Annotated in this window: 25 protein-coding genes; 6 read left to right on the plus strand and 19 right to left on the minus strand. The window is 60.8% G+C overall.

What is annotated here, in order from left to right:
- Position 1: 1 nt before the first annotated feature.
- From AB1E34_RS07915 to pedA1, 5 genes are read right to left on the minus strand one after another with little or no spacing between them, the layout of a single operon-like run.
- Positions 2 to 967, minus strand: coding sequence for an ABC transporter substrate-binding protein (locus AB1E34_RS07915; protein WP_372571796.1), 966 nt, complete (start codon positions 965 to 967; stop codon positions 2 to 4).
- 26 nt (positions 968 to 993) lie between these two features.
- Positions 994 to 1,245, minus strand: a complete 252-nt coding sequence (locus AB1E34_RS07920; protein WP_372571797.1) for a PepSY domain-containing protein — start codon at positions 1,243 to 1,245, stop codon at positions 994 to 996.
- A gap of 14 nt (positions 1,246 to 1,259) precedes the next feature.
- Positions 1,260 to 1,697 (minus strand): cupredoxin domain-containing protein, encoded by a 438-nt coding sequence (locus AB1E34_RS07925; protein WP_372571798.1) that lies wholly within the window; start codon positions 1,695 to 1,697, stop codon positions 1,260 to 1,262.
- A gap of 19 nt (positions 1,698 to 1,716) precedes the next feature.
- Positions 1,717 to 2,688, minus strand: a complete 972-nt coding sequence (locus AB1E34_RS07930) for a YVTN family beta-propeller repeat protein (protein WP_372571799.1) — start codon at positions 2,686 to 2,688, stop codon at positions 1,717 to 1,719.
- 12 nt (positions 2,689 to 2,700) lie between these two features.
- The gene (gene pedA1 / locus AB1E34_RS07935) at positions 2,701 to 3,873 is read right to left on the minus strand and encodes a lanthanide ABC transporter ABC transporter substrate-binding protein PedA1 (protein ID WP_372571960.1); all 1,173 of its coding nucleotides are present in this window, start codon (positions 3,871 to 3,873) and stop codon (positions 2,701 to 2,703) included.
- Positions 3,874 to 4,206: 333 nt separating this feature from the next.
- Between pedA1 and AB1E34_RS07940 the strand changes: the two genes are divergently transcribed.
- The 3 genes from AB1E34_RS07940 to AB1E34_RS07950 are packed head-to-tail and all read left to right on the plus strand — an operon-like array spanning position 4,207 to position 6,486.
- A complete protein-coding gene (locus AB1E34_RS07940; protein ID WP_372571800.1) occupies positions 4,207 to 4,749 on the plus strand; it encodes an SRPBCC family protein in 543 nt (180 codons plus the stop codon).
- The gene (locus AB1E34_RS07945) at positions 4,733 to 5,674 is read left to right on the plus strand and encodes a YncE family protein (RefSeq protein WP_372571801.1); all 942 of its coding nucleotides are present in this window, start codon (positions 4,733 to 4,735) and stop codon (positions 5,672 to 5,674) included. Before AB1E34_RS07940 ends, AB1E34_RS07945 begins: the two co-directional genes overlap by 17 nt.
- Complete coding sequence (locus AB1E34_RS07950) at positions 5,671 to 6,486, plus strand: quinoprotein dehydrogenase-associated SoxYZ-like carrier (RefSeq protein ID WP_372571802.1); 816 nt, start codon at positions 5,671 to 5,673, stop codon at positions 6,484 to 6,486. The genes AB1E34_RS07945 and AB1E34_RS07950 overlap by 4 nt, the downstream gene beginning before the upstream one ends.
- A gap of 11 nt (positions 6,487 to 6,497) precedes the next feature.
- Here AB1E34_RS07950 and AB1E34_RS07955 read toward each other — a convergent pair whose 3' ends face one another.
- The 7 genes from AB1E34_RS07955 to AB1E34_RS07985 form a co-directional block, all read right to left on the minus strand.
- Positions 6,498 to 7,049, minus strand: a complete 552-nt coding sequence (locus AB1E34_RS07955) for a PQQ-dependent catabolism-associated CXXCW motif protein (RefSeq protein ID WP_372571803.1) — start codon at positions 7,047 to 7,049, stop codon at positions 6,498 to 6,500.
- Entirely contained in the window at positions 7,046 to 7,888 is an 843-nt protein-coding gene (locus AB1E34_RS07960) for a substrate-binding domain-containing protein (protein ID WP_372571804.1), read from the minus strand. Before AB1E34_RS07960 ends, AB1E34_RS07955 begins: the two co-directional genes overlap by 4 nt.
- Entirely contained in the window at positions 7,872 to 8,375 is a 504-nt protein-coding gene (locus tag AB1E34_RS07965; RefSeq protein WP_372571805.1) for a c-type cytochrome, methanol metabolism-related, read from the minus strand. The genes AB1E34_RS07960 and AB1E34_RS07965 overlap by 17 nt, the downstream gene beginning before the upstream one ends.
- Positions 8,376 to 8,436: 61 nt before the next feature.
- Positions 8,437 to 10,239, minus strand: coding sequence for a lanthanide-dependent methanol dehydrogenase XoxF5 (xoxF5, locus tag AB1E34_RS07970; protein ID WP_372571806.1), 1,803 nt, complete (start codon positions 10,237 to 10,239; stop codon positions 8,437 to 8,439).
- A 123-nt stretch (positions 10,240 to 10,362) separates the two neighbouring features.
- The gene (locus AB1E34_RS07975; protein WP_372571961.1) at positions 10,363 to 10,731 is read right to left on the minus strand and encodes a c-type cytochrome; all 369 of its coding nucleotides are present in this window, start codon (positions 10,729 to 10,731) and stop codon (positions 10,363 to 10,365) included.
- Positions 10,732 to 10,780: 49 nt separating this feature from the next.
- Positions 10,781 to 11,617 (minus strand): S-formylglutathione hydrolase, encoded by an 837-nt coding sequence (gene fghA / locus AB1E34_RS07980; RefSeq protein ID WP_372571962.1) that lies wholly within the window; start codon positions 11,615 to 11,617, stop codon positions 10,781 to 10,783.
- On the minus strand, positions 11,614 to 12,726 hold the full coding sequence (locus AB1E34_RS07985) for an S-(hydroxymethyl)glutathione dehydrogenase/class III alcohol dehydrogenase (protein WP_372571807.1): 1,113 nt from the start codon (positions 12,724 to 12,726) through the stop codon (positions 11,614 to 11,616). The genes fghA and AB1E34_RS07985 overlap by 4 nt, the downstream gene beginning before the upstream one ends.
- A 161-nt stretch (positions 12,727 to 12,887) precedes the next feature.
- Here AB1E34_RS07985 and AB1E34_RS07990 point away from each other — a divergent pair, with 161 nt between their 5' ends.
- Together AB1E34_RS07990 and AB1E34_RS07995 are read left to right on the plus strand one after the other, a co-directional pair.
- Positions 12,888 to 13,511, plus strand: coding sequence for a hypothetical protein (locus AB1E34_RS07990; RefSeq protein ID WP_372571808.1), 624 nt, complete (start codon positions 12,888 to 12,890; stop codon positions 13,509 to 13,511).
- 86 nt (positions 13,512 to 13,597) lie between these two features.
- Entirely contained in the window at positions 13,598 to 14,389 is a 792-nt protein-coding gene (locus tag AB1E34_RS07995) for a pentapeptide repeat-containing protein (RefSeq protein ID WP_372571809.1), read from the plus strand.
- Between the two features lie 4 nt (positions 14,390 to 14,393).
- Here the strand turns inward: AB1E34_RS07995 and rpiB are convergent, their stop codons facing one another.
- Together rpiB and AB1E34_RS08005 are read right to left on the minus strand one after the other, a co-directional pair.
- Entirely contained in the window at positions 14,394 to 14,843 is a 450-nt protein-coding gene (rpiB, locus tag AB1E34_RS08000) for a ribose 5-phosphate isomerase B (protein ID WP_372571810.1), read from the minus strand.
- 154 nt (positions 14,844 to 14,997) lie between these two features.
- Positions 14,998 to 16,035 (minus strand): quinoprotein relay system zinc metallohydrolase 2, encoded by a 1,038-nt coding sequence (locus tag AB1E34_RS08005; RefSeq protein WP_372571811.1) that lies wholly within the window; start codon positions 16,033 to 16,035, stop codon positions 14,998 to 15,000.
- A gap of 122 nt (positions 16,036 to 16,157) precedes the next feature.
- Between AB1E34_RS08005 and AB1E34_RS08010 the strand changes: the two genes are divergently transcribed.
- A complete protein-coding gene (locus AB1E34_RS08010) occupies positions 16,158 to 16,970 on the plus strand; it encodes a quinoprotein dehydrogenase-associated SoxYZ-like carrier (protein WP_372571812.1) in 813 nt (270 codons plus the stop codon).
- A 59-nt stretch (positions 16,971 to 17,029) separates the two neighbouring features.
- Here AB1E34_RS08010 and AB1E34_RS08015 read toward each other — a convergent pair whose 3' ends face one another.
- Genes AB1E34_RS08015 through AB1E34_RS08035 form a run of 5 tightly spaced genes read right to left on the minus strand, consistent with a single transcriptional unit; the run spans position 17,030 to position 22,230 of the window.
- Positions 17,030 to 17,380 (minus strand): hypothetical protein, encoded by a 351-nt coding sequence (locus AB1E34_RS08015; RefSeq protein ID WP_372571963.1) that lies wholly within the window; start codon positions 17,378 to 17,380, stop codon positions 17,030 to 17,032.
- Positions 17,380 to 18,054, minus strand: a complete 675-nt coding sequence (locus tag AB1E34_RS08020) for a hypothetical protein (RefSeq protein ID WP_372571813.1) — start codon at positions 18,052 to 18,054, stop codon at positions 17,380 to 17,382. Before AB1E34_RS08020 ends, AB1E34_RS08015 begins: the two co-directional genes overlap by 1 nt.
- A 31-nt stretch (positions 18,055 to 18,085) precedes the next feature.
- Entirely contained in the window at positions 18,086 to 20,365 is a 2,280-nt protein-coding gene (locus AB1E34_RS08025) for a hybrid sensor histidine kinase/response regulator (RefSeq protein WP_372571814.1), read from the minus strand.
- The gene (locus AB1E34_RS08030; protein ID WP_372571815.1) at positions 20,365 to 21,522 is read right to left on the minus strand and encodes an FIST N-terminal domain-containing protein; all 1,158 of its coding nucleotides are present in this window, start codon (positions 21,520 to 21,522) and stop codon (positions 20,365 to 20,367) included. The genes AB1E34_RS08025 and AB1E34_RS08030 overlap by 1 nt, the downstream gene beginning before the upstream one ends.
- A 9-nt stretch (positions 21,523 to 21,531) precedes the next feature.
- Positions 21,532 to 22,230 carry a response regulator gene (locus AB1E34_RS08035; RefSeq protein WP_372571816.1) on the minus strand — a complete coding sequence of 233 codons (699 nt, stop codon included), beginning with the start codon at positions 22,228 to 22,230 and terminating at the stop codon, positions 21,532 to 21,534.
- Between the last annotated feature and the right edge of the window lie 172 nt (positions 22,231 to 22,402).

Genomic DNA, 22,402 nt, shown 5'->3' on the forward strand with positions numbered 1-22,402 from the left:
CCTATTCCACGGTCGCAAACAGGCCCGTTGGTACCGAGGTCGCGTCCCCCACCAACTCGGGACCGCCCAATTCGGCCATCAGCGCCAGCATCTTGTCTGCGGCGGCCTGATCCACCGGCCCGCGCGCCGGGATGCCCGCGATCCAGTCAGAGCGCAATTGTTCAAACTGCGCATCCGTCTTGGCGTTCATCCGGGGGCGGATCGCTTCCCAGGCCTCGGGTGAGCTGGCCAGCAACCCCTTGGCCTCGCGGCTGGCGTCAAAGAAGTTCTGCGCGAGGTCGGGATGTTCGTTCAGAAAACTGTCCTTGAAGTAATAGCCCAAGAGCGGGGTTTCCGCGTCAAGCCCAAGTGCGGCACCCGCCTGTTCGACCGAGATCAGCTCTTTCATGCCCGAGGCTTTCATCTTGGCCAGAAAGTGCCAGAAATTGATCGCCCCGGCATAGTCTCCACCCAGCGCTGATTTGAAGATCAGAGGCGGCGCGCCAAAGACCTGTTCGGTTTCAGCCTTCAGATCCATGCCGTATTGCTGCGCCGCATAGGCCCGCAGGATCAGCCAGGATTTGTCCAGCGGCCCGCCCGCGATGCCAATCTTGCCACCGGCAAGATCCTTTAGGGTGGTCGCGGTGCTGTCGCCGGGCACCACCACGCCGCCAACCGCCTTGGAATAGGGGATGAACACATAATCCTTACCCGCCGCCCGCTGCCGCGCGACCCAGATCCAGTCGGCCACGGCCATGTCGGCCTCATCACCTTCGACCGCGATACGGGTCGCGCCGTTGTCGGCGAAGGGCTGAACCTCCAGCGTGAAGCCGTGTTTTTTGTCCAGCCCGTTCTCGATGATCGTCGCCAGTTCCCAATTCACAGTCCCGATCTTCAGGACGGCGGCGCGGATCACCGGGTCGCTCTGCGCAACCGCCGCCCCAGTCCAAAAGACCAGGGCGGAGCAAATGGCGATGAGGATTTTCATGATGTCGTCCCTATTTCAGGTCGTGCCTATTCCGCACGGCGGCTCACCTCGTTGAGGTCCTTGTCCAGTTTGATATCGAACTGGTCACCGCCCTTGCAAATGACATCATCCAGATCATAGCCATCCTCTTCGACCTCGATGTCATCAGGGTCCATCTGACACTCGATCGAAGCGAGATAGGCTTCGATCTTGCCGACGGTTTCCGCATCCGGGCCGTCGCTTGCCAGAGCCGGAGAGCCCACAAGGGCGGCGAGTGCCAGAATAATGATCTGTTTCATGGTCTTTCCTTTCGTCATTGAATGCTGATGGTCACGCTTTGCGAGTCGCCGGTCGAACCGGGAATGCGAATCTCATGGCGACCGGGCTTGATCGCGATGAAGGACAGTTCCGCGACACCGGCCTTGTCAAACTCGATACTGTCCACCGCCATGGGTCGGATTTCGATCTTGTTGATGACAATCTCGTTCATCCAGATCGCACGAAAGAAGGACGGGCCTTCGATTGCCAGCTCGGCCGAGCCGTCCGCCGTGACCTCCAACTTGTAATAGGCGCCCGATTGCAGCACGACGTCCTCGCCGAGCGGCTGGCCCGAGGCGAGCGTCAGTTTGATCGTCTCACCGCGATTGCATTTGGCCAGAAGCCCCGCAAAGCCCAGATCGTCACAGAGCGGTGCTGCGGCCACCGGTCCGCCCAGCGTTGCGGCCAGTGCCGCGATCATCAGTTTTTTCATCGCATTCCCTCCCGGAAAATCAGTCAATGGTCACCACGCCCCAGGGCTGCTGGCCCACCTGCACCGATTTGATCGCCTTTTCGGCGGCCACATCGATCACGGTGATGTCGTTGGAATTGCCGTTGGTTGTGAGCAGGTATTTCTCGTCCGGCGTGAAATCGAGTTGCCAGACCCGCTGCCCGACAAGGATATAGTCCAGCACCTCAAGGCTTTGCGCATCCACTACCGCGACCCGGTTGGCCGGTCCCAGCGCCACGAAGAGCCGCGTGCCGTCCGACGTTACCTTGGCCCCCACAGGCTGCAGCCATTCGGGCTGCACGCCGGGCACCTCAAAGCTGATCTTGCCGACGACCGTGGGAGCACCTGCATCATCGATATCCATAACCGTGACGGTGCCGCCGATCTCGGAGGTCACGAACAGCCGCGAGCCGTCCGCCGTGTACTGCGCATAACGCGGGCGCTGATCGACGAGGATGTTATGCTTGATTTCGTAATCCTCGGTCGAGATGAAATGCGCCATATTGGTGGTCTCGGACGTGTTGACCACAAACTTCGCGTCGGGGCTGATGCCCATGCCCTCTGGCTCCACACCCACGGGCACTTCGGCCAGGATGGTGCGGGTTTCGGTATCGGTCACGGTGACCAGATTGTCATCTTCGTTCGCGATATAAAGCCGCTTGCCGGAGGGCTCGATCACGAACAGTTCCGGGTCGGGGCCCGAGGGCAGACTGGGCAATTCCTCATAGGTTGAGGTGTCAAAGACCTTCACGATATTGTCGTCGGAGGCACAGACATAGAGCTTGGTGCCATCCGGGCTGACAGTGATGCCGCGCGGTCGGTTGCCGCCGGGAAACTCGGTGATCACCTCCCAAGTCTCAGTATCGAGAACGGTGATCGTGTTGCCCCGCTCGTTCGAGACAAAGGCTTTGCCCGCGAGGGCCGGACCGGCGATCAGCGCAGCCAGAGCGGTGGACAGGAACAGGGATTTCATACGCATCTCCACTTATTCAAAAGCCGTGCAACGGGATTCCGGGCGGTCGAGCCCCATCGTATCCAGCGGCGAGACCTGGTGCAGGAAGCCTTCCTGCGGGCTGACACTGACGGTGATCATCCCGTCATAGAGCAGGATCGGCTGGCGCAACTGCCCGTTCCAGTCGCGGAAGGTCACCTTCTGGCCCTTGAAGGCCGCCAGTTCGAACGCATCCGATAAGGCATAATCGCGCACACCGTCGGGCTCGGCGGTGTTGGCGCGGGTGACCGCCTCGCCGACAACGCGCAGGGCAAGCCAGACGTCATAGTCTTCGGGCTGCACATAGCGCCCGGTCAACTCTTCGAACCGGGTCTGGTACTGGGTTGCGCCCCAGGCTTCATGTGCGCCGTGAAACGAGACGGGTCGCAGCCCGCCCGCCCCCATTACCGGGCGCGGGTCCCACAGGTGATAAGACAGGTAACGGGCAAAATAGTCGCTTTCATCAGCGGCGATCACCACGTCATGGTCGTCAGCATCCTGGGTATCCAGCGGCAATTGCCGCTGCACCAGCACATGGCCTGAATCGGTACGCCGCGAACCGCCGGTATCCTCGAATGTGCGGTCTTCGGTGATCTTTGCGCCAAACTTTGTGGCCGCGCGCCGGAACGCCTCGGCCAGCGCCACATCCTCGGGGTTCGACCCGGCCACCAGAAACCAGTCGCCCCATTTCTTCCAGACCGCAAACTGCGCCACTGCATCCGCATTCATCGCGCGTGACGGCGTGACATGCAGCAGATTGCCCCGGCACTGATCGTCGCGCAGCGCGATGTCGGGGGCTTGCGCGTTGAAGACCAACGCACCGGCCTCAGCTGCCTTGTCCGAGAGCCGCAGCAGGTCCTCGGCATTGGACAGAATAACGATCAGCCGGGTGCCGTCCGCCAGTATCTGCTCCATCGCCGCATCGGCCTCTTCCGGCGGCACGGCGACATGGGCGGTCTCATAGGTATGGCCCAGAAAGCTGCCGGTGGTGCCATTGTCTTCATCGGCCAGCATCGCCCCGGCAAAGCCCAGATCCTCGGGCCGCAGGTCATAGCGCGAGATCGGCAGCAGCGTCGGGTAGTCGATCCGCAGCACAGCGGCTTTGACGTCGATTGCGGCGGCAGCTGCAACAGACGCACACCAGAACAAAACCGCAAAAAGCGGCATCAGGCGGTTGTGCACTATATCCTCCCGTGGCCCGCCTTGACGTGTGCGGGCCCTCAATTCATGAGCGAAACACGCTCAGAAACGGAACCTATACTTTTGGCCGTGTTGTAAATGGAAGCGTAGCAGCTTCATCATTAAGCTCGATTCTTATTTTTTAAGAATGGGCTTATGCGACTGATCTTGCTTCTGTTTCTCGGGGCTTCGCGGACCATTGCGGCCCTGCAGCCCGACAAGCGTGCGCGCAGGCGAATACACCCCCGCCGCCACTCGGTCACTGGCCCGTATCAGCTGCTGGGTACGGGCCGGACGGCACCACCTTAAGGAGGAGACAGGATGAAACGACGGACATTTCTTGCAGCAACCGGGCTTGCCCTGATCCCTGCGACAAGCTGGGCGCACGGACCCACTCGGCAAAAGGTCACCCTGACCACCGAGGTCGCGGCCAGCCCGGAAGAGGTCTGGGAGGTCATCGGCAACTTTCAGGACATGTCCTGGCATCCGGCGGTGTTTGCAACCAGTGGCGAGGGCGACAACGAGATCGACGCAACGCGGGTTCTGACACTCGGGCAGGAGGGCGGGCCGACGATTGCCGAAATCCTCTACAAATACAGCGCCGAAAAGATGAGCTATTCCTACCGCATCACCAAGGTCGCGGTCGAGGTGCTGCCGGTCACGAATTACTCCTCACATCTGACCGTGAAACCCCGCGATGGCGGCGGCTCGATCATTGAATGGCGCGGGGCCTTCTATCGCGGATATCCCAATAATGACCCGCCAGCGGAACTGAATGACGAGGCCGCCATCGCAGCCGTGACCGCCGTCTATCAGGCCGGGCTTGACGCGCTCGCGGAGCGCTTTGGTGCAGCGGGCTCCTAAAGCCGCGGTCGCACTGGCGATACTCCTTGCTGCCCCGGCAGCGGGGGACATCGCTTTTGTGACCTGCCAGAACGGCGACGAACTGGGCGTGATCGATCTGGACCGCGCAGCCGAGCTAGATCGCATCGCCCTGCCCGGCCAACCTGCCGGTGTGGCAGTAGGCGCTGCGGATGTCTTTGCCGTCTCGCCCGGCAGCAAGACGGTTCGCCGTCTCTCTCGCAGCGGAGAGGTTATCGCCGAGGTCACGCTGGAGGGCGGCCCGACTGGCGTGGCGCTGGATGCGGCGCGCGGGCGGCTCTTTGTGTCGGACTGGTACAATGCCCGGCTCTGGGTGTTGGACAGCGCCACGCTTGCGCGCGTTGCGGAGCTGCCCACCGGTCTGTCACCTGCCGGGATTGCGCTGTCGGACGATGGGCGGTTCCTGGCCTCTGCTGACAAGGATGCCGATCAGGTCTCGGTCTTTGACGCCGCAACCCTTGAGCCATTGCGCCAGATCACAGTCGGCACCCGCCCCTTTGGCCTGCGCTTTGCGCCGGATGGGCTGCTTTTTGTCGGCAATGTGGGCAGCAATGATGTGAGCGTCCTGGATGTGGCAAGCGGCAAAACCCGCGCCACGATCCCGGTCGGCGAACGCCCCTATGGGGTGGCATTTGCAGCGGGGCGCGCTTTTGTGACCGATCAATATGCCAACACTGTCAGCGTCATTGATCTGGCGACGCTGACCCGCGAGACAACCATCGATGTGGGTGAATACCCCGAAGGCATAGATGTAACGCCCGACGGGCAATCGGTCGTTGTGGCCAACTGGTTCGACAACAGTGTCAGCGTGATAGACCCAAACGGTCTCACTGTGCTAAACACGATAGAAACCTGCGATGGGCCCCGGGCTTTTGGCAGGTTTCTTCTGGGAGGAGGACATCAATGAGAAAAACGGGCCTTATTGCCGCGCTTTTATGCGCCACGGCACTGCCTGTCTTTGCCTCGAACGAAGCCTGGGACAATATCCGAACCCAGCTCTATGGGGATCGGGTCATGCTGAATGGCGAGGATGTGATCGCCATCGACGCGCCCTACCGGACGCCGGACGATGCCCGCGCGGAACTCGCCGCACAGATCGTTGCGCCTGCCGGCCTGAAAGTGGGCAAGATCACGCTGGTGCTGGACGAAAACCCGATGCCCGTCTCGGCGGTGTTCGAGTTGGATGAGCCGCAGGCCAGTTTCTATTTTGACGTGACGATGCGGGTGAACGGCCCGACCCCGATGCATGTGGTTGCTGAAACCACCGATGGACGGCTCTGGGTGTCCGAGACCTTTGTCAAGACCTCGGGCCTTGGCGCCTGCGCGGCGCCGCCGGGCACTGATCCGGAACTGGCGATGGCCTCATTGGGGCAGATGGACGTCGAAATGGTTGGCCGCGCGCCAGCGCTCAGTACGATGGGTAAATTGTCGAACCTGTCGGCACGGGCGAACAAGATGGACCTGGACATCTCGCACCCCTCGCATTCGGGCATGCAGATGGACCAGATCTCGCTGCTGTTCATCCCGATGCGTTATGTCGAGTCGGTGGATATCGATCTGGACGGCGCAGGCTACATTGAGATGACAGGCTCGATTTCGCTGTCAGAGAACCCGCGCGTCGGCATCTCGGTACCTAGCCGGTCGCAATCGGTGGACGTGACCATGACAGACACCGATGGCACGGTCAGCCATCTGCACAAGAAACTCGCCGGGTTCTGAACGCGGGCGGCCTAGCCGCCCTGCCCCGGCTGCGGCTCTTGCGGTGTGACGCGCTCAAGCGGGTAGTCCCAGAGCGCCCAGCCATCCGTGCCCTCCGGGAACCAATAGACATTGGTATAGCCCCACTCGATCGCACGCCTTGCAGCGTTCCAGCTCATCCAGCAATCCTCGAGGCAGAAAAACACTACCGCTCGGGCGGTGTCGCCCTGCGTTGCCGTCTCAAGCCCGCGCCGGAAATACGCCGCCGTGACGTCGGCAATCGCGCCATAGCCCACATTGGGCAGCCAGATCGCGCCGGGAATGCTGTAGCGCGGCTTGTCACGCCAGATCGTGCCTTCCGGCAGATTGGCCGGTTTGGGGGCCTGCGGCAGCACGTCGATGAAACCCGCGCCGCCCTCTTGCCACAGCACATGCGCCTCTTCGGGGCCGACCGTGGTGCCGCCGGTCAGCCCGTCGGGCACCGGCGCGCGGTAATGATCCATGCGGTAATCGGGGGGTTCGGGCACGGTCTGGGCCAGCGCGGGAGATGTGATCAGCAAAAAGGCCACAAGGGCCCGGATCATTGCGTCGGCTCCAGCACCTCGGTGCCCAGATCGTTGACCAGTGGCACGCCCGCCTCGGTCAGCATCAGGTTGATATCATACTGATTGCGCCGGATCAGCGAGTTCAGCTTGCGCTGCCAGACCTTTTCGCCCTGCCGCACGCCCATCGTGATACGGAAAAACAGCCGCGGCGGCAGTTCTTCGTTGACCAGAGGGATCACTTTCATCCCCGGATAATCAGCCTTCACCAGCGGCCCACCCAGCGGCCCCCAAAGGATCGCCGCGTCGATCTCGCCCGATTGCAGATCGTTCAGCATGTCTACTGCCGGGCTTTCAACGCGCCGGTCCACGACAAGATTATAGGGTTTTGCTTTTCCAATCAGTCCGTTGCGGGCCATATGCGCCGCCGGCGGCGTACCTGCCACGATGCCGATGCGCCGATCCTTTAGCGCAGGGTCAGACAGAGACTCCACGCCCGTCAGATCGCCATCTTCCTTCACGATCAGTGCATAGGCCGAGGTGTAGTAATGGTTGGTGTTCTGCACCAGTTCATGGCCCTGGGCATATCCCATCACGATGTCACAGCGTTTTGCCATCAGCGTGTTGCGGATGAACCCCGTGGCCTGCGGGAACCAGACATATTGCACCGGCAGCTCCAATTGCCCCGCAATCAGTTCGGCCAGCTTGTTCTCATATCCGGTCTCATCCTCGGTCGAGACCGGATAATTGGCAGGATCTGCGCAGACCCTCAGGGCGTTCTGCGACACAAGATCAGAGGTTTGAGCACCGCTCAGGTCCGGCTGGGCCAGACCGACCAGAACCCCAATCAGCGCAAGAAAGGCTTTAGCCCATGCAGGCATCTTCATCCTCGCGGATCACATCCGACTTGGCTTCTTTCTTCGGCGGCCGCCCGCGCGGGATCGCGCCCGAGCCATGGGCCTTGAGATAAACATAGATGTCGTCGAGATAGCACATCACGTTCGGGTTCTCACCAAAGCTCGGCATGACCGACTGCTCCGACGCGCTGACATTCTTGATACCGTTGGTGACGGCATCAACAAAGTCGTAATAATCCATATCGACCGCAGAGTTCTTCAGCGCCGGCGCATAGGTCGAGCCCTCGCCATCGGGTCCATGGCAGACATGACATTCCGCATGGTAGCGCCGGAACCCCGAAAATGTCAGCCAATCGACGGTCCCATCATCTGTGATGTTGTAGGTCGGGATGTCATCATCGGTGAAATAGCGGCCATCTTCGGAATAGGCCGCGGTCAGATTGTCTGCCGACGCGGCGAAAGGAAGGCCAGCCAAAAGGCCAATTGCGAAAACGCGTACTGGGTAGTTCATGAATGTCTCACCTGGTTGCGGTTCGTCTGGCGCGACCCGAAGGCCGCGCCAGACTGTGTCATCAGTTCGGCAGCGCGAACACGGTCAGCTGGCCACCCAGCGCGGTATAGTCGCTGAGCGCGGCATAGCCGCCCACGGCGCCCAAACCGTCATTGGGGTTGGTCAGACCAGCCGCCAGACCGATTCCGGCCCAGCCACCGACACCCGACAGGATACCGATATACTGCTTGCCGCCCTGTTCATAAGTCATCACGTTACCGATGATGCCAGACGGTGTCTTGAACTTATAGAGTTCTTCACCGGTTTCCGCATGAACAGCCTTCAGGTAGCCTTCGAGCGTGCCGTAAAACACCACGTCGCCCGCGGTTGCCAGCGCACCAGACCAGACCGAGAACTGCTCGGGCAGCGACCACTTGATCTCACCCTTGATGTTGTCCCAAGCGATGAAGTTGCCCATGCCACCATGGCTGTCGGGGGCCGGATACATCGCCAGCGTCGCACCCACATAGGGCTGACCTGCAGTGTAGGACACGCGGAAGGGTTCATAGTCCATGCAGACATGGTTTGTCGGCACATAGAACACTTCGGTCTTCGGCGAATAGGCCGCAGGCTGCTGGTCTTTGGTGCCCAGAGCCGCCGGGCAGATACCGGTCGAGTTCACGTCCTCGCCATTCTGCTCGGTCGAGTACTGCGCAACAACCGCCGGACGACCATAGGTTTCGCTGTTGGGGTCCATGTCGACGCCCGTGGTCCAGTTGACCACCGGATCGAACTTTTCGGCCACCAGCAACTCGCCCGTGACACGGTCCATGGTATAGCCCAGACCGTTGCGGTCGAAATGGGTCAGCAGCTTGCGCTCTGTGCCATCAATTTCCTGCTCCGTCAGGATCATTTCATTGATGCCGTCATAGTCCCATTCGTCATGCGGGGTCATCTGGTAGAACCACTTGGCCATACCGGTATCGATGTCACGCGCCATCACAGTCATGGACCAGCGATTGTCGCCGGGCCGCTGTGCGGGGTTCCAGGTCGAGGGGTTCCCGGTGCCATAATACATCAGGTTCTCGTCCAGATCAGCGGAATACCAGCCCCATGTGGTGCCGCCACCGATCTTCCACTGGTCGCCTTCCCAGGTGTTGGTGCCTGAGTCCGCGCCAACGGGCTTGCCCAGATGCGTGGTCTTTTCCGGATCAACCAGGATGTCGGAATCCGGGCCCATGGAATAGGCACGCCAGACCTGCTCGCCCGAGTTCATGTCATAGGCCGTCACCGACCCGCGCACACCGAACTCACCGCCCGAGATGCCAACGATGACCTTGTCCTTGATCGGCAGCACGGTGGCAGTGTTGGTTTCACCGATTGCCGGGTCGCCATTCTGCACTTCCCAGACGACATCGCCGGTCTTGGCGTCCAGCGCCACAACCTTTGTGTCCGCCTGATGCAGGAAGATCTTGCCTTCCGCGTAAGCCACACCGCGGTTGACGGTGTCACAGCACATAACCGGGATCACGTCCGGGTCCTGCTTGGGCTCGTATTTCCAGACGATCTTCCCCTCATTCGCCAGATCCAGCGCATAGACGATGTTGGGGAATGGCGTATGCACATACATCATGTCGCCAATCACCAGCGGCGAGCCCTCGTGGCCGCGCAGAACGCCGGTCGAGAAGGTCCATGCCACCTGCAGATCGCCAACGTTATCCGCGTTGATCTGATCCAGCTGGGAATAGCGCTGGTTCTTGTAGTCACCCGTCTGGATCGCCCATTGCTTGGGATTGTCCATCTGGGAAACAAGGTCGTCATTCGCGAAGGCCATACCGGCGACACAAACGGCGATCCCGGAAGTCAAAAGCGATAGCTTTCTCATTCGTTCTCCTCCCTTGAGTGCGGCATTGATGCCGCTGTGATACACCTGACCCGGGATCGGATCGGGTGTGTTTGATGTCCGCCCGCCATGTCTCTCCTCAGACCGGACGAACAATTCGGTGTCTTACGATCCCTCACCCTGGAAGGTCGCAAGATAGGCAATGACGTTCACACGTTCGTCTTCCTTGCGCAGACCTGCAAAGGACATCTTGGTGCCCTTGGCATAGTCGCGCGGCTTGGTCAGGAAAGCGTCCAGTTCCTCGGGGCTCCAGACGACACCCTCCTCGGACAGGGCAACCAGCGTGTCGGAATATTTGAAGCCGTCGATCGTGCCGACCTGCCGGCCCACGATACCATTCAGGACCGGCCCGACCTTGTTCTCGGCGCCGTCGCCCACCGCATGGCAGGCTTTGCATTTGCGGAACACTTTCTCACCCTTGTCCGCATCTCCTTCGGCAGCGGCAACCACCGGCAGGGCCATCAGGCATATCATCGTCGAAAGAACAGTTCTGAACACGATCAATTTTTCCTTGCTGTCTTGATTAGCTGAGTCGCGCGGCGTGCCAGGCCACATGGTCCCGCGCGAAGGTGTTCACGAAGAAATATGAATGGTCATATCCCCGCTGGATGCGCACTTGCCCGGGCTGCCGGCGTTTAGCCATCATGTCGGCCAGAGCCTCTGGTTTGAGAAGATCCAAGAACTGGTCGCTGGCTCCCTGATCCACCAGCAGCTCGCCTTTCCAGCCAAGTTCCTCCAGCAACAGGGTCGCGTCATGCTCGACCCAGGCGCTTTCATCGTCACCCAGATAAGAGCTGAGCTGCTTACGGCCCCAATCGGATTGGGTGGGATGGGCGATGGGCGCGAAGGCCGACAGCGAGTCGAACAGATCGGCATTGCGGATGGCGATGGTGATCGCCCCATGCCCGCCCATGGAATGACCGGTGATGCCGTGACGGTCCTGAACCGGCAGATTGTCCACCACGATCGAGCGCAGCTCGTTCACCACATAATCATACATGCGGAAGTTTGACCGCCAGGGATCGCGGGTGGCATTCACATAGAAACCCGCCCCTTGCCCCAGATCATAGGCTTCGTCATCGGCCACACCCTCGCCGCGCGGCGAGGTGTCGGGAAACACGAGTGCCAGACCATGCTCGGCGGCATGTTCCTGGAACCCGCCCTTGGTCATCGCGTTTTCATGGGTGCAGGTCAGCCCGGACAGATACCAGAGAACCGGGACCGGCCCGTTGGCGGCCTGCGGCGGCAGATAGATGGCAAAGGTCATCTGGCAATCGCAGATTTGCGATTGGTGCGTATAAACGGTCTGGGTTCCCCCAAAACACCGATTTTCCGCGATGACCTTGAGATCCATGCTCAGTACTCCACAACCGCACGGATAGATTTGCCCTCATGCATCAGGTCGAACCCGTGATTGATCTCGTCCAAAGTCAGCTTGTGGGTGATCATCGGGTCGATCTCGATCTTGCCGTCCATGTACCAGTCCACGATCATCGGCACGTCGGTCCGCCCACGTGCGCCGCCGAAGGCAGTGCCGCGCCAGGAACGCCCGGTGACCAGTTGGAAGGGCCGTGTCGAGATTTCGGCCCCGGCGGGCGCCACGCCGATGATGATGCTTTCGCCCCAGCCCTTATGGGCGCATTCCAGCGCGGTACGCATCACGCTTACATTGCCGGTCGCATCAAAGGTGTAATCCGCCCCGCCGCCGGTCAGTTCAACCAGACGCGCGATCATGTCGCCCTCGACCTTCGACGGGTTCACGAAATCGGTCATACCGAACTGCGTGGCCATCTCGGCCTTGCTGTCGTTCAGATCGACACCGACGATCTGGTCAGCCCCGGCCAGCCGCAGCCCCTGAATCACATTCAGGCCGATGCCGCCAAGCCCGAACACCACGCCGCGCGAGCCGATTTCGACCTTGGCGGTGTTGATCACCGCGCCGATGCCGGTGGTGACGCCGCAACCGATATAGCAGACCTTGTCGAAGGGCGCGTCCTTGCGGATCTTGGCCAGCGCGATCTCGGGCACAACCGTGTGGTTGGCGAAGGTCGAACAGCCCATATAGTGGTGGATCGGCGTACCATCCAGCATCGAGAACCGGGTCGTTCCATCCGGCAGCAGCCCTGCACCCTGCGTCGCCCGCACTTTCTGGCACAGATTGGTCTTGGGGTTCAGGCAATACTCGCATTCGCGACATTCCGGGGTGTAAAGCGGGATGACATGGTCCCCAACCACAAGGCTGGTCACGCCCTCGCCCACTTCCAGAACAACACCGGCGCCTTCATGCCCCAGAATGGCCGGGAAAATGCCCTCGGGATCCGCGCCTGACCGTGTGAATTCGTCAGTATGGCACAGCCCTGTCGCCTTGATCTCGACCAGAACTTCTCCTGCCTTGGGACCTTCAAGCTCAACCTCCATGATTTCCAGAGGTTGACCCGCTGCCACAGCAACCGCCGCGCGTGTTCTCATATTCGACATTCCTCCCTTGCGCCGACCCCAGGCAAAAGCCGGGCTTGTACCGGAGTATGGCTGTGAGACTCTGTCGGGAACAATTGAGACAATGGTGTGTATTGGAGCGAATAGACTCGGTCGCTGTGCTTCGCATAATGTAACGCGAGGAGGAGTTGCCAATGTTGATTACCAAGCCGTTTGTCTTCGCCCTGGCGCTGACGTCCATGGCAGCCTCTGCTCATGCGGCGGATTTCTCGGACCCGACCTGGCCCTGCGTACAACGCAAGGTGGAGCAGCTTTCCCTGGGTCTGATGTGGCCGCATCCGGTGGACACCACCCGGATCGAGGGGGATGACGCCTTGGGTCTTGAGGTGGCCGAGCTTGCCGATGCGCTGGCATTGCGGCGGGTCGAGCTGGAGGATCTGCGCCCGCAGGTCGCCGCCTTCGCCGACCGGCACAATGGAGACCCGGCCGTGCTTGGTCTGGTCTTTGATCGCGTCTTTAACGGGCTGTCCAAGCGCCGCACGCGAATCATTTCCGGGATTGGCAAGTTTTCCTTCAGCCAGATCGACCTTGCCGAACAGATAGATGAGGTGCGCGCCGAAATGGATACGGCGATGGCCGCGGACCCGCCCGATTATGACAAGGTCGACAAGTTGGAGGAGCAGCTGGACTGGGATCAATTGATCTATTCCGACCGCCAGCGCTCTATCACCTATCTGTGCGAAACGCCCCAGATCATCGAACGTCGCCTGTTTGCCATCGCCCAGATGCTGCAAGCGGCGGTTCAAGATCAGGGCTGACCACCCCGCCCGCGCCCAAGGTCTGAATTGCGCCACTTGCTTTTGGCCCCTATCCTTTTGGTTTCAAGACCTGTGGGAGGGGAATGATGAGACCGATATGCAAGGCGCTTCTGGCGCTGGCCTTATCCTTTGTGACGGTCTCGGTTCAGGCGCAATCGGTGTTGGACGGCGTCGATATGTCCCTGCCCAAAATGACCGAAACGCAGATGTCCCGCGCCGAGGTGGTCGCCCGGCTTGAAGCCGCGACAGCGGACACCCCCGCCGATTTCACCCGGATTTGGCTGAACGGTCTCGACCTGTCTGAGCTTGATTTTTCCGGTGCAATATTGCGCGCGGCCTCGCTGAATGGCGCCAATTTGTCGGGGTCGAATTTTGATGGCGCGACGCTCAGCCAGGCCTGGATGATCGGCGCAGATCTGAGCGGAGCGTCACTGGTCGGGGCAGAGCTGTTTCAGACCCAGCTGGGCCGTGCCACCCTGAACGGCGCCGATTTCAGCGATGCCAGAACCGCTGCCGATTTCACCAAGGCCGACCTGACCGGGGCGATCTTTCGCGGGGCGGATTTTTCAGCCGATATGCGCAACCAGTCGATGGGGCTGATGCGCGGTGTGCTGACCTCGGCACGCGGGACGGGTGTGGATTTCACCGGCGCCCAGATGTCGCGGGCCGATCTGGAATTTGCCAAGCTGCCCGGTGCGAATTTCACCGATGCCGATCTGTCGATGGCGACGCTGGGCGGCGCGGACCTGTCTGATGCAGAGCTTGCGGGCGCAAACTTCATGGATGCCGATCTGACATCGACACGTCTGACCGGCGCACGGGGAACCGATCAGGCCAATCTGGACGCCGCCAAGAACCTCAACCGTGCCTTTCGGTAAGACGTTACCCCTCCAGCGCGTTGATCATGTCCACCCGGGTCGCATGGCGGCCGCCCCCGAAACGGGTGGCCAGAAACGCATCGACGATATCAAGCGCCAGCCCCTCGCCCACCACGCGCGCGCCCAGTGACATCATGTTCGCGTCGTTGTGCTCGCGAATCATGCGGGCTGAAAATGTGTCGACGCAGACGCCGCAACGGATGCCCTTTACCTTGTTCGCCGCCATCATGATGCCCTGACCGGTGCCACAAAGGATGATCCCGAACCGGCAGTCACCCGCAGCAACCTGCCGCGCCGCCGCTTCGCCATGCTTGGGATAATGTGTGCTCTCGGTTGTTGTTGGTCCGATATCGACCACCTCCCAACCTTGCGCCGCGATATGATCGGCGATGGCCCGCCGGAGCGGAATGGCCGCGTGATCACTTGAGAGTACGATGCGTTTGTTGTCGATCATGTAAAGCTTGTCCTGTTTCCAAGGCAATGTGCCAGTTTGGCGCCGTTGGATCAGGTAATCCCGGTCTCGTCAATTTGCTCATCGCCGAATATCGGGAAATAACACCAAAACGTTTCGGCGAACCCTTAGAACGGGAGTGCCTTCGAGACACAGGCTATTCCCATTCCAGCTCGGTGAAGGACACCGTGGCGTTACGCGGGTTGTAGGCGTCAAACAGCTCCCAATGCTCGGCCTCGCTTTCTGCGATCACCTCAACCGCGTCACCCAGCCTTGCGCCGCCGTCGATGGCTGCCCGCGTATCCCGTTCAAGCACTTCGAGATAGCGCCGCTGATCCGTCGCGCCTCCGGGCCAGTCCAGCACGGGCCCGCCATGGCCCGGCACGGCCCGCACCGCATCTATCTCCGCCATATCGGTCAGAACCGCCTGCCAGCCCAGCAATTGCCCATCCAGCGCGGGCGTGTGCCGATGGAACACCAGATCCCCGGCAAAAAGCGTGCCCGAGCCATGGTCCAGCACGGTCAGGTCATTGCCCGTATGCGCCGTTGGCCAGGCCCGCAGCTCCAGCACGCGCCCACCAAGGTCGATCTGATGCGTGCTTTCGACCGCCAGTTCCACCGGCACCGGCCCGACGCCCACCAACTCCTCCGGCCCGATCAATATGCCGAGGCTTTCGACATAGTTGCCCATCCGGTCCACAAGCGCGCGCGTCAGGCCCGCATGACCCACTACCTGCGCCCCCGACGCCGCCAGAGGTGCCGTGCCAAACACATGATCGGGATGCATATGCGTGAGGATCACATGGCTGACCGGTTTGTCGGTTTGCGCCCGGATCGCCCGCCATATGCCCTCGCCCATCCACGGCGCGCCGCCGGTGTCGATCACTGCAACACTGTCCTGTCCGATGACAAACCCGATATTCGAGATATCACCGCGATTGGTCCGGTCCGGCTCTGCGATCTGGCCAAGATGGGCAAAAACGCCCGGCGCGACCTCCTGAAAGGACAAGCTGTCGCCAACCGGCTTGCAAACCGGCCCCTCCCCGACCACCAGACCCTCCGCCACATCTGGCGGATCGACCGCCAGCATCTCCTGACACAGGGCCTCGGTCGCAGCCTCATAACCCGGCAAGAGCTGGTCGCGGCAGGGCCCGTCAGACAGGGTCAGACAGACGGTTAGCAGAGCTTCAAACATGCAGCACCTCCACCCCGAACTGTGCCACACGGTTTTGTGTAGATCACGCAGCCTTTAGTCGGAGTATATTTTTATGAGCTTTTGTGCCATAAGACGCGGCACCAGTTGCCGGAGGAGACAACATGGCCCGACATTTCATATGTGCAACAGCGATCGTTTCGATGCTGTCGCTGCCCGTTTTCGCGGGTGGGACCGTCAAGAACCCGTTGACCGCAAGCGAAACCTGGCAGGATTTGCAATATGATGTCGTGGGCGAGGCGCAGATCGGGACCGCCGATACGCTTTTATTAGTAGATGCGCCCTATCGCGCCCATGATGCCGCCACCGTCCCGGTCGTGCTGAAGCAGCTTGATCCCAACGCACAGATCACCGCCGCCACCGTGGTCATCGACGAAAACCCGGCCCCGATCGCCGGTGTCTTTACCTTTTCGCCGGCCATGGGCCAGCTGGATTTCGAGATGCGCGTGCGAGTGAACCAGTATTCCAACGTGCGGGTCATCGCTGAAACGCCGGACGGCCTGCACATGACCGGGCGGTTTGTGAAAGCATCCGGCGGCTGCTCGGCCCCGGCCACCAAAGATCCCGAAGCGGCGCTTGCCTCGATGGGCAAGATGAAGCTGCGCATGTTCGGCGAGGGCGCACAGATCTCGACGCCCCGCCGCGAGGCACAGATCATGATCCGCCACCCGAACTATTCCGGCCTTCAACGTGACCAGATCACGCAGCTGTTCATCCCGGCGCATTTCATCGACCACCTTGAAGTCTGGCAGGGCGAAGAGTTGCTCTTTACAATGGATGGCGGCATCTCGATCTCGGAAAACCCGGCCTTCCGGTTCGCCTATAACGACAACGGCGCGACAACGCTGACGGTCAAGGCCACCGATACCGAAGGCAACAGTTTTGAGACAGAGCTGCCCAAAGCCGCCTCAGGCTGAAACCTGCAAAAAGGTCAGCCCTGCTGTGACCGCAAGTCACTGCTGGCGTAGATTGTGGTTTAGAAACAGACCACCTCGGCCTCGGCTTGTGCGCGGCGCAGTTCTGCGACCAGGTTTTCGGCCATCGCCGCGCTTTTGAAGAACGACATGCGCTCGCCACCCACGCGCCGCATCGACAGCACCGTTTCAGCCTGCAAATAGGTTTCATAAGGTAGAATGGTCGCGATCAGGTCGACTGAGCAGGAACACCTGTCCAGCATTTCACGGGTCTGACCGTTGGTCACCATGCAAGCAAAGACGTAGTCGGCCCGCGCGGCGGTCGGGTAATCGTTCAGCCGGTCGGCAACGCTCTGCGCCATGCCCGCAACCGGCAGGCACAGGGTCAGAAGCGCGGCAGCAACCCTCCGCATCATTGCGTGCCCTCCAGCCGGTCGAACACCATCTCCGAGCGGTAGACCGCCTCGCCGCCCGCCTCGGGCAGGGCCTCGGCCACCAGTTTCAGATACCAGCCCGGCACGTCTTCCGAGACGGTCACGCTGAGCACCAGATCGCCGAAGCCCTGCATGCGGTCGCGGTTGGGGTCTTCTTCAAACGGGCGCAGCCGGACGGTTTGCGTGGTTACGGCCTCGCCATCAAGAATCGCCTCGCCGGTTTCCACCTCAGTGGGTTGGATCAGCGCATCCTTCACGCGATTGCGGATGTAGAACGGACTGCCACCCGCCGATTCCGCCATGTCGCGCACGGCGCTTTCGTAAAAGACCATGATCATCGGATTGCCGACGCTGGCCGGAAACACGCCCATGGCGCGGTGTTTCTCGTCCTGGCGAAATTCCAGATGCGCCATCTCGGAGGCGTCATCTCTGAAGGTCAGCGCGATCTGGCCTGTGTCGCGCTCTGCCGTTTCGGGCTTGAGCTGGTTTGACACAGTCCGCCGGTAGATCAGAGCCGCGTCGCGATCCACGCTGTCGAGCGTTCCATCGCGAAACAGCAAATCATAGGTTTCCTCGCCATCCAGCGACGCCGAAAACGCCAGTCCGGCGCTCAACAGAACAGATACCAGCCCGGCCAGCAGCGCTTTGATCATTTTTGGTCCTCCGTTGCAGAAGCTTATGGCGTCAGACGGCCCTGTCACCGCCGACCTTTGTCGGTATCGACGGTTCTGCGCGGCGTGTAGGAGGGCGCCAGCGGATTTTCCAGTCGATCAGAGGCCGCAACCGCGACAGTTTCACCGGCTTGGTCATCACCGAGATATCCTGCCGCACCGCCGTTGCATGCAGGCTTTCGCTGCGGTTGGCCGTGATAAGGATGGCTGGCACATGGGTTTGTGTCAGGGCCCTGATCCGCGCGATTGCCGCAATCCCCGTGTCAGCGTTGTCGAGTTGGTAATCCGCCAGAATGATGTCCGGCGGCATCCCCATATCGGTGACAAATTGCACGGCCTCTTCGGTAGATTGCGCAGCCAGGACGCTGGCGCCGCATTGTTCCAGCCAGCGCGTGGTGCCAAACAGCACATCCTCGTCATTTTCGATCACCAGCACGATATGATCCAGCGACAAGTCCTCGGATTGCGGCAACAACTCGACCGGTTCAGGCGTGCTGCGATCCGCCGCGACCCGGTCCATCTCGATGCTGAAAACCGATCCCACATCGGGTTTCGAACGCACTGATAATTTATGCCCCAGCAGGCGGCAGGCCCGGTCGACAACCGACAGACCCAGCCCCATGCCCGAGCCAAAGGGCACGTTATCCGCGCGGGTAAATTCATCGAACACGCGGGTCTGATCCTTGCGCGCGATCCCGATCCCGGTGTCCCAGACCTGCAGCAAGATCTTGTCGCCACGCTTGCGGCAACCCACCAGGACACGCCCGCCCGGATCGGTGTATTGGATCGCATTTACTACCAGATTCTGGATCGAGCGCAGCAGGTAGACCGGATCGGAATGCACAAACGCCTCGCAGAGCACCATGTCGAGCCGCACGTTCTTTTGTTCCGCAACCAGCGCCTGATCGCCGTGAATCCCCGCCATCACCGACGCCAGACGGACGCTTCGCGGCGAGACGGTGTCGGGCTCGGCGCTTTCCAGTCGTGAGATGTCGAGCAGCGAGTGCAGCAATTGCTCGGCGGAGCCGAAGGCGCCGTCCAGACGTTCCATCATCAAATAGAGGTCGGTCTCTCGCGTGGTCTCTTTCAGCGTGGAAATCAGCAGCTTGGCGGCATTGATCGGTTGCAACAGGTCGTGGCTGGCTGCCGCAAGAAAGCGCGTTTTTGACGACACCGCCGCCTCGGCCCGTTCCTTGGCGACGCGCAGCGCTTCCTCGACCTGGGCCTTTTCCTCATACTCGCGGATCAGCTGCTCATTGGCCCGGGTCAACTCGGCTGTGCGTTCCATGACCCGGTTTTCCAGCATCTCGGTCGTGCGCGCCTCCAGCGTGACATCCTTGAGTTCGACCAGAAAACCGCCATCCGGCAATTGGTTGGCATGGACGTCAAGAACCCGGTCTGCCGCGTCGCGCACCCGCTTGCGCAACCACCCACGGCTTTTGAGCTCGCGCTGCCAGGTACCCACCTTCAGTTCATCATCGGCCTTGATCAACCCCCGCGCGCGCATGAGATCGAGCAGTTTCTGGACCGGCATCCCCGATTGCAACATCGCATTGGGCAGGCCCAACACCTCTCGGAACCGGGCGTTGTGCATCATCACTTCGGCCTCGGCGGAAAAGGTGCAGATGCCCGAGCTCATGTTCTGAAACACCGCCTGCAGATAGTCCTCCTGACGGTCGATCAGGGTTTCCTTCTCGTCACGGTTGCGCCGCACGACCGAGGTGATCTCGGTGAGCAGAATGACCACATTCTCGTGCGAGGTGGACTGCGCGCTCATCTGGTACCAGCGGTCATTGCGCAGCTCGATGACCACAGTTGTAATCATCCCGTTGTCGCGACTGCGATCCAAGGCCTGAGCCACCTGCGACATGCTGAGATCGGATGAGGCGAAATGCGTGCTGCCATAAACCAGCGTGAAAAACCGAACCAGGCCAAGGCCGGGCACGACCTTGTCGGATATGTCGGGCAGCAGCGCCTGAAACAGATCGTTGCATAGGTTCAACTGGCCATCGGTGAACAGGGCGAACCCCTCTTCCATCGATGACAGCGCCTCGACCAGGCTCTTGCGGGTGCGCTCGCGCTCATAGCGGGCGCTTTCCAACTCGGTTGTGGCTCGTTCCAGATCACGGCTTTGCGCCATGACCTGCTGCTGTAGCTCGATCGCGGATTGAAACGCCCTAAAGGCCGAGGGACCCACATCCTTTTGTCGGTTGGCCCGGCGCATCAGCGCGTCGATGATCTTGGCCTGTTTGGCAACTTGCAGGTCGAGCGGGTCGTCGGGATTCAGCATCATCAGGTCAGAACCCTGGTTTCAGGCTCAAAAAAAGCGACACCCACGAAGGTCTGGTTCATATGCACGCCGGATTGCTGTTCACCATAAGTGTTGAACCCCAGAACGCGCCGGGCCTGCAATATGTCGGAAACCTTGCTGCTCAACTGGTTCTGCTCGATCTCGAGCTTGCGCAGAACGCAGTCAAAGCCAAGAATGAAATCCGGCGCCCTGCCAACCCTGTCGCGCACATCCAGACCGGTATCCAGCGTTTCGAGAATCTCCTTTCCGCGCCCGAGCGTCATGATGAGCCCATCGTCGATTGCCGCCAGAAAGGACAGCGCATGGCCATCCGTCGCATCCCGGATCGCGCGCACATAGTAGTTGAGGTTGTGGCGTAGCAGCATCGGGTTTTCGGCAAATACCTGCGGTGACAGCGCATCCACCGGGCAACCCACCAGACGGGCATATTCCAGCGCAGCGGGCGCGCCGTTGATCTCATAGACCAGCCGCTCGTCAGGATCGGCATCGGTGATGATGAGCGGCGAGCCAACAGGCAGGAAATGGTCAAAGCCCACGCCCTGGAATTGCAGATTCGTTTCGATCAGCAACAGGACCGCCGCGTTGGTATGCGCCTGCCCCTTGTGCAGCACGAAGGTTTCCTGGAACTCCAGACCATCGCCCGCTGATCCGCCAAAGATCGGCAGATCGTCCAGCACCGTTTCCAGCGTCGAGACCAGCACATCCTCCTGTTTCGACAACCCGTCCGAGAACATCAGCGCCAGCCGGTTCCAGCCCGCCGTGTGGCGGAATTTCTCGGTTTGTCGCTGCGCCTGTGTTGCGATCTGGGTCGTGTCCAGGGGGTTGAGCTGCTCGAACAGGATCGAGGCGCAGCGGAAGTTCGCTTTTGGAAACCCCATCAGCAGCAGCGCATCGGCCTCATAGCCGTTTGCGGTGATCTGCCCGGCGGTCGTGCAGCCGAAAACGGGCACGCCTGCCAGCGTGTTGCTCAACTCCTGCATCACGTCGCTCAGATCGAGCGTGTGCGGAATGAAGGCCAGCACAAAACACGCCGCATCCGGTTCCAGATCGACGCAGGCCTCGCGGATGGCAGCCTTGGACTCCGGCGCCGAAGACCGCCCGACGCGAATGAAAAAGGGTCCGTGGTCCAGGTCTCGCATCATCCACCCTCAGTGTTGTAGAAACGCGCGCGCCTCCGGTTCGTTGCCGGTCTGGCGCGCCATCACGGAATCCACCAGAACCGCCGCCTGGGTGCGGTTGCGCACGCCCAATCGGCGCAGCAGCGCGGTGATATGTGCCTTGACCGTGGCTTCGGCCAGCGACAGCTCATAGGCGATCTGCTTGTTCGGCTTGCCCACGCAGATCAGCTTGAGGATGCGGGTCTGCTGCGGCGTCAGGTTTGACAATTCCGGGCTGGACTGGAAGGCGCAACTGTCCTGCGCCGGCGCGTCATCAAGCTGACGGTATTCCTGCGGCACATAGCCCCGCCCTGCTGCAATCTCGCTGATCGCGTGTTTCAGCGTGTTGGCCGAGGCGTCTTTGGGCAGAAAGCCCATAGCGCCGTTTTCGATCAGCGACTGCACCAGTTCGCCCGAGGCCAGCGACGAAATCACAAGCACACGCGCCGACGGCCGGCGTTTCCGCAGCTCCTGAAAGCCTGAAATACCCGTCACGTCGGGCAGTTTCAGATCGAACATGATCAGGTCCGGATCGAACCCGCTTTCAAGCACCTCAAAGGTTTCCTGCAGCGTCCGCGCGCGCTGAATACCGCAGCCATCGAAGCTGAGCTCAAGTGCGGCCGCAAGCGCGTCGCTGTAGAGCGGATGGTCGTCAACGATCAACACATTGGACACGGGGCCCGCTGCCATGGGGTAGCCCATCGTCTGCATTCGTAGTCCTCCCAAGGTGAAAGTAGCCAAAGTGCAAATCATTTCAACTGTTTCGATCTGCGACTCACCCGCAAATCCCAGTGTGCGCTTTCGCAATACAGACTTTGGGAGTAATTTCGCTCCATCTTGCTCTGCAAACCGGACCTGTCTG

The organism is Ruegeria jejuensis, from assembly GCF_041537905.1.
Classification (GTDB): Bacteria; Pseudomonadota; Alphaproteobacteria; order Rhodobacterales; family Rhodobacteraceae; genus Ruegeria_C.

What these genes read in the sequence shown, in the direction of transcription:
- rpiB (WP_372571810.1), bottom strand. Translation starts at nt 14,843, where the DNA reads ATGATCGACAACAAACGCATCGTACTCTCAAGTGATCACGCGGCCATT.
- AB1E34_RS07920 (WP_372571797.1), bottom strand. Translation starts at nt 1,245, where the DNA reads ATGAAACAGATCATTATTCTGGCACTCGCCGCCCTTGTGGGCTCTCCG.
- AB1E34_RS07985 (WP_372571807.1), bottom strand. Translation starts at nt 12,726, where the DNA reads ATGAGAACACGCGCGGCGGTTGCTGTGGCAGCGGGTCAACCTCTGGAA.
- AB1E34_RS07960 (WP_372571804.1), bottom strand. Translation starts at nt 7,888, where the DNA reads ATGCCTGCATGGGCTAAAGCCTTTCTTGCGCTGATTGGGGTTCTGGTC.
- AB1E34_RS08005 (WP_372571811.1), bottom strand. Translation starts at nt 16,035, where the DNA reads ATGTTTGAAGCTCTGCTAACCGTCTGTCTGACCCTGTCTGACGGGCCC.
- AB1E34_RS08010 (WP_372571812.1), top strand. Translation starts at nt 16,158, where the DNA reads ATGGCCCGACATTTCATATGTGCAACAGCGATCGTTTCGATGCTGTCG.
- AB1E34_RS07950 (WP_372571802.1), top strand. Translation starts at nt 5,671, where the DNA reads ATGAGAAAAACGGGCCTTATTGCCGCGCTTTTATGCGCCACGGCACTG.
- AB1E34_RS08020 (WP_372571813.1), bottom strand. Translation starts at nt 18,054, where the DNA reads ATGATCAAAGCGCTGCTGGCCGGGCTGGTATCTGTTCTGTTGAGCGCC.
- AB1E34_RS08035 (WP_372571816.1), bottom strand. Translation starts at nt 22,230, where the DNA reads ATGGCAGCGGGCCCCGTGTCCAATGTGTTGATCGTTGACGACCATCCG.
- AB1E34_RS07975 (WP_372571961.1), bottom strand. Translation starts at nt 10,731, where the DNA reads ATGATATGCCTGATGGCCCTGCCGGTGGTTGCCGCTGCCGAAGGAGAT.
- AB1E34_RS07995 (WP_372571809.1), top strand. Translation starts at nt 13,598, where the DNA reads ATGAGACCGATATGCAAGGCGCTTCTGGCGCTGGCCTTATCCTTTGTG.
- AB1E34_RS08015 (WP_372571963.1), bottom strand. Translation starts at nt 17,380, where the DNA reads ATGCGGAGGGTTGCTGCCGCGCTTCTGACCCTGTGCCTGCCGGTTGCG.
- AB1E34_RS08025 (WP_372571814.1), bottom strand. Translation starts at nt 20,365, where the DNA reads ATGATGCTGAATCCCGACGACCCGCTCGACCTGCAAGTTGCCAAACAG.
- AB1E34_RS07930 (WP_372571799.1), bottom strand. Translation starts at nt 2,688, where the DNA reads ATGAAATCCCTGTTCCTGTCCACCGCTCTGGCTGCGCTGATCGCCGGT.
- AB1E34_RS07990 (WP_372571808.1), top strand. Translation starts at nt 12,888, where the DNA reads ATGTTGATTACCAAGCCGTTTGTCTTCGCCCTGGCGCTGACGTCCATG.
- AB1E34_RS07915 (WP_372571796.1), bottom strand. Translation starts at nt 967, where the DNA reads ATGAAAATCCTCATCGCCATTTGCTCCGCCCTGGTCTTTTGGACTGGG.
- pedA1 (WP_372571960.1), bottom strand. Translation starts at nt 3,873, where the DNA reads ATGCCGCTTTTTGCGGTTTTGTTCTGGTGTGCGTCTGTTGCAGCTGCC.
- xoxF5 (WP_372571806.1), bottom strand. Translation starts at nt 10,239, where the DNA reads ATGAGAAAGCTATCGCTTTTGACTTCCGGGATCGCCGTTTGTGTCGCC.
- AB1E34_RS07925 (WP_372571798.1), bottom strand. Translation starts at nt 1,697, where the DNA reads ATGAAAAAACTGATGATCGCGGCACTGGCCGCAACGCTGGGCGGACCG.
- AB1E34_RS07955 (WP_372571803.1), bottom strand. Translation starts at nt 7,049, where the DNA reads ATGATCCGGGCCCTTGTGGCCTTTTTGCTGATCACATCTCCCGCGCTG.
- AB1E34_RS07965 (WP_372571805.1), bottom strand. Translation starts at nt 8,375, where the DNA reads ATGAACTACCCAGTACGCGTTTTCGCAATTGGCCTTTTGGCTGGCCTT.
- AB1E34_RS08030 (WP_372571815.1), bottom strand. Translation starts at nt 21,522, where the DNA reads ATGCGAGACCTGGACCACGGACCCTTTTTCATTCGCGTCGGGCGGTCT.
- AB1E34_RS07940 (WP_372571800.1), top strand. Translation starts at nt 4,207, where the DNA reads ATGAAACGACGGACATTTCTTGCAGCAACCGGGCTTGCCCTGATCCCT.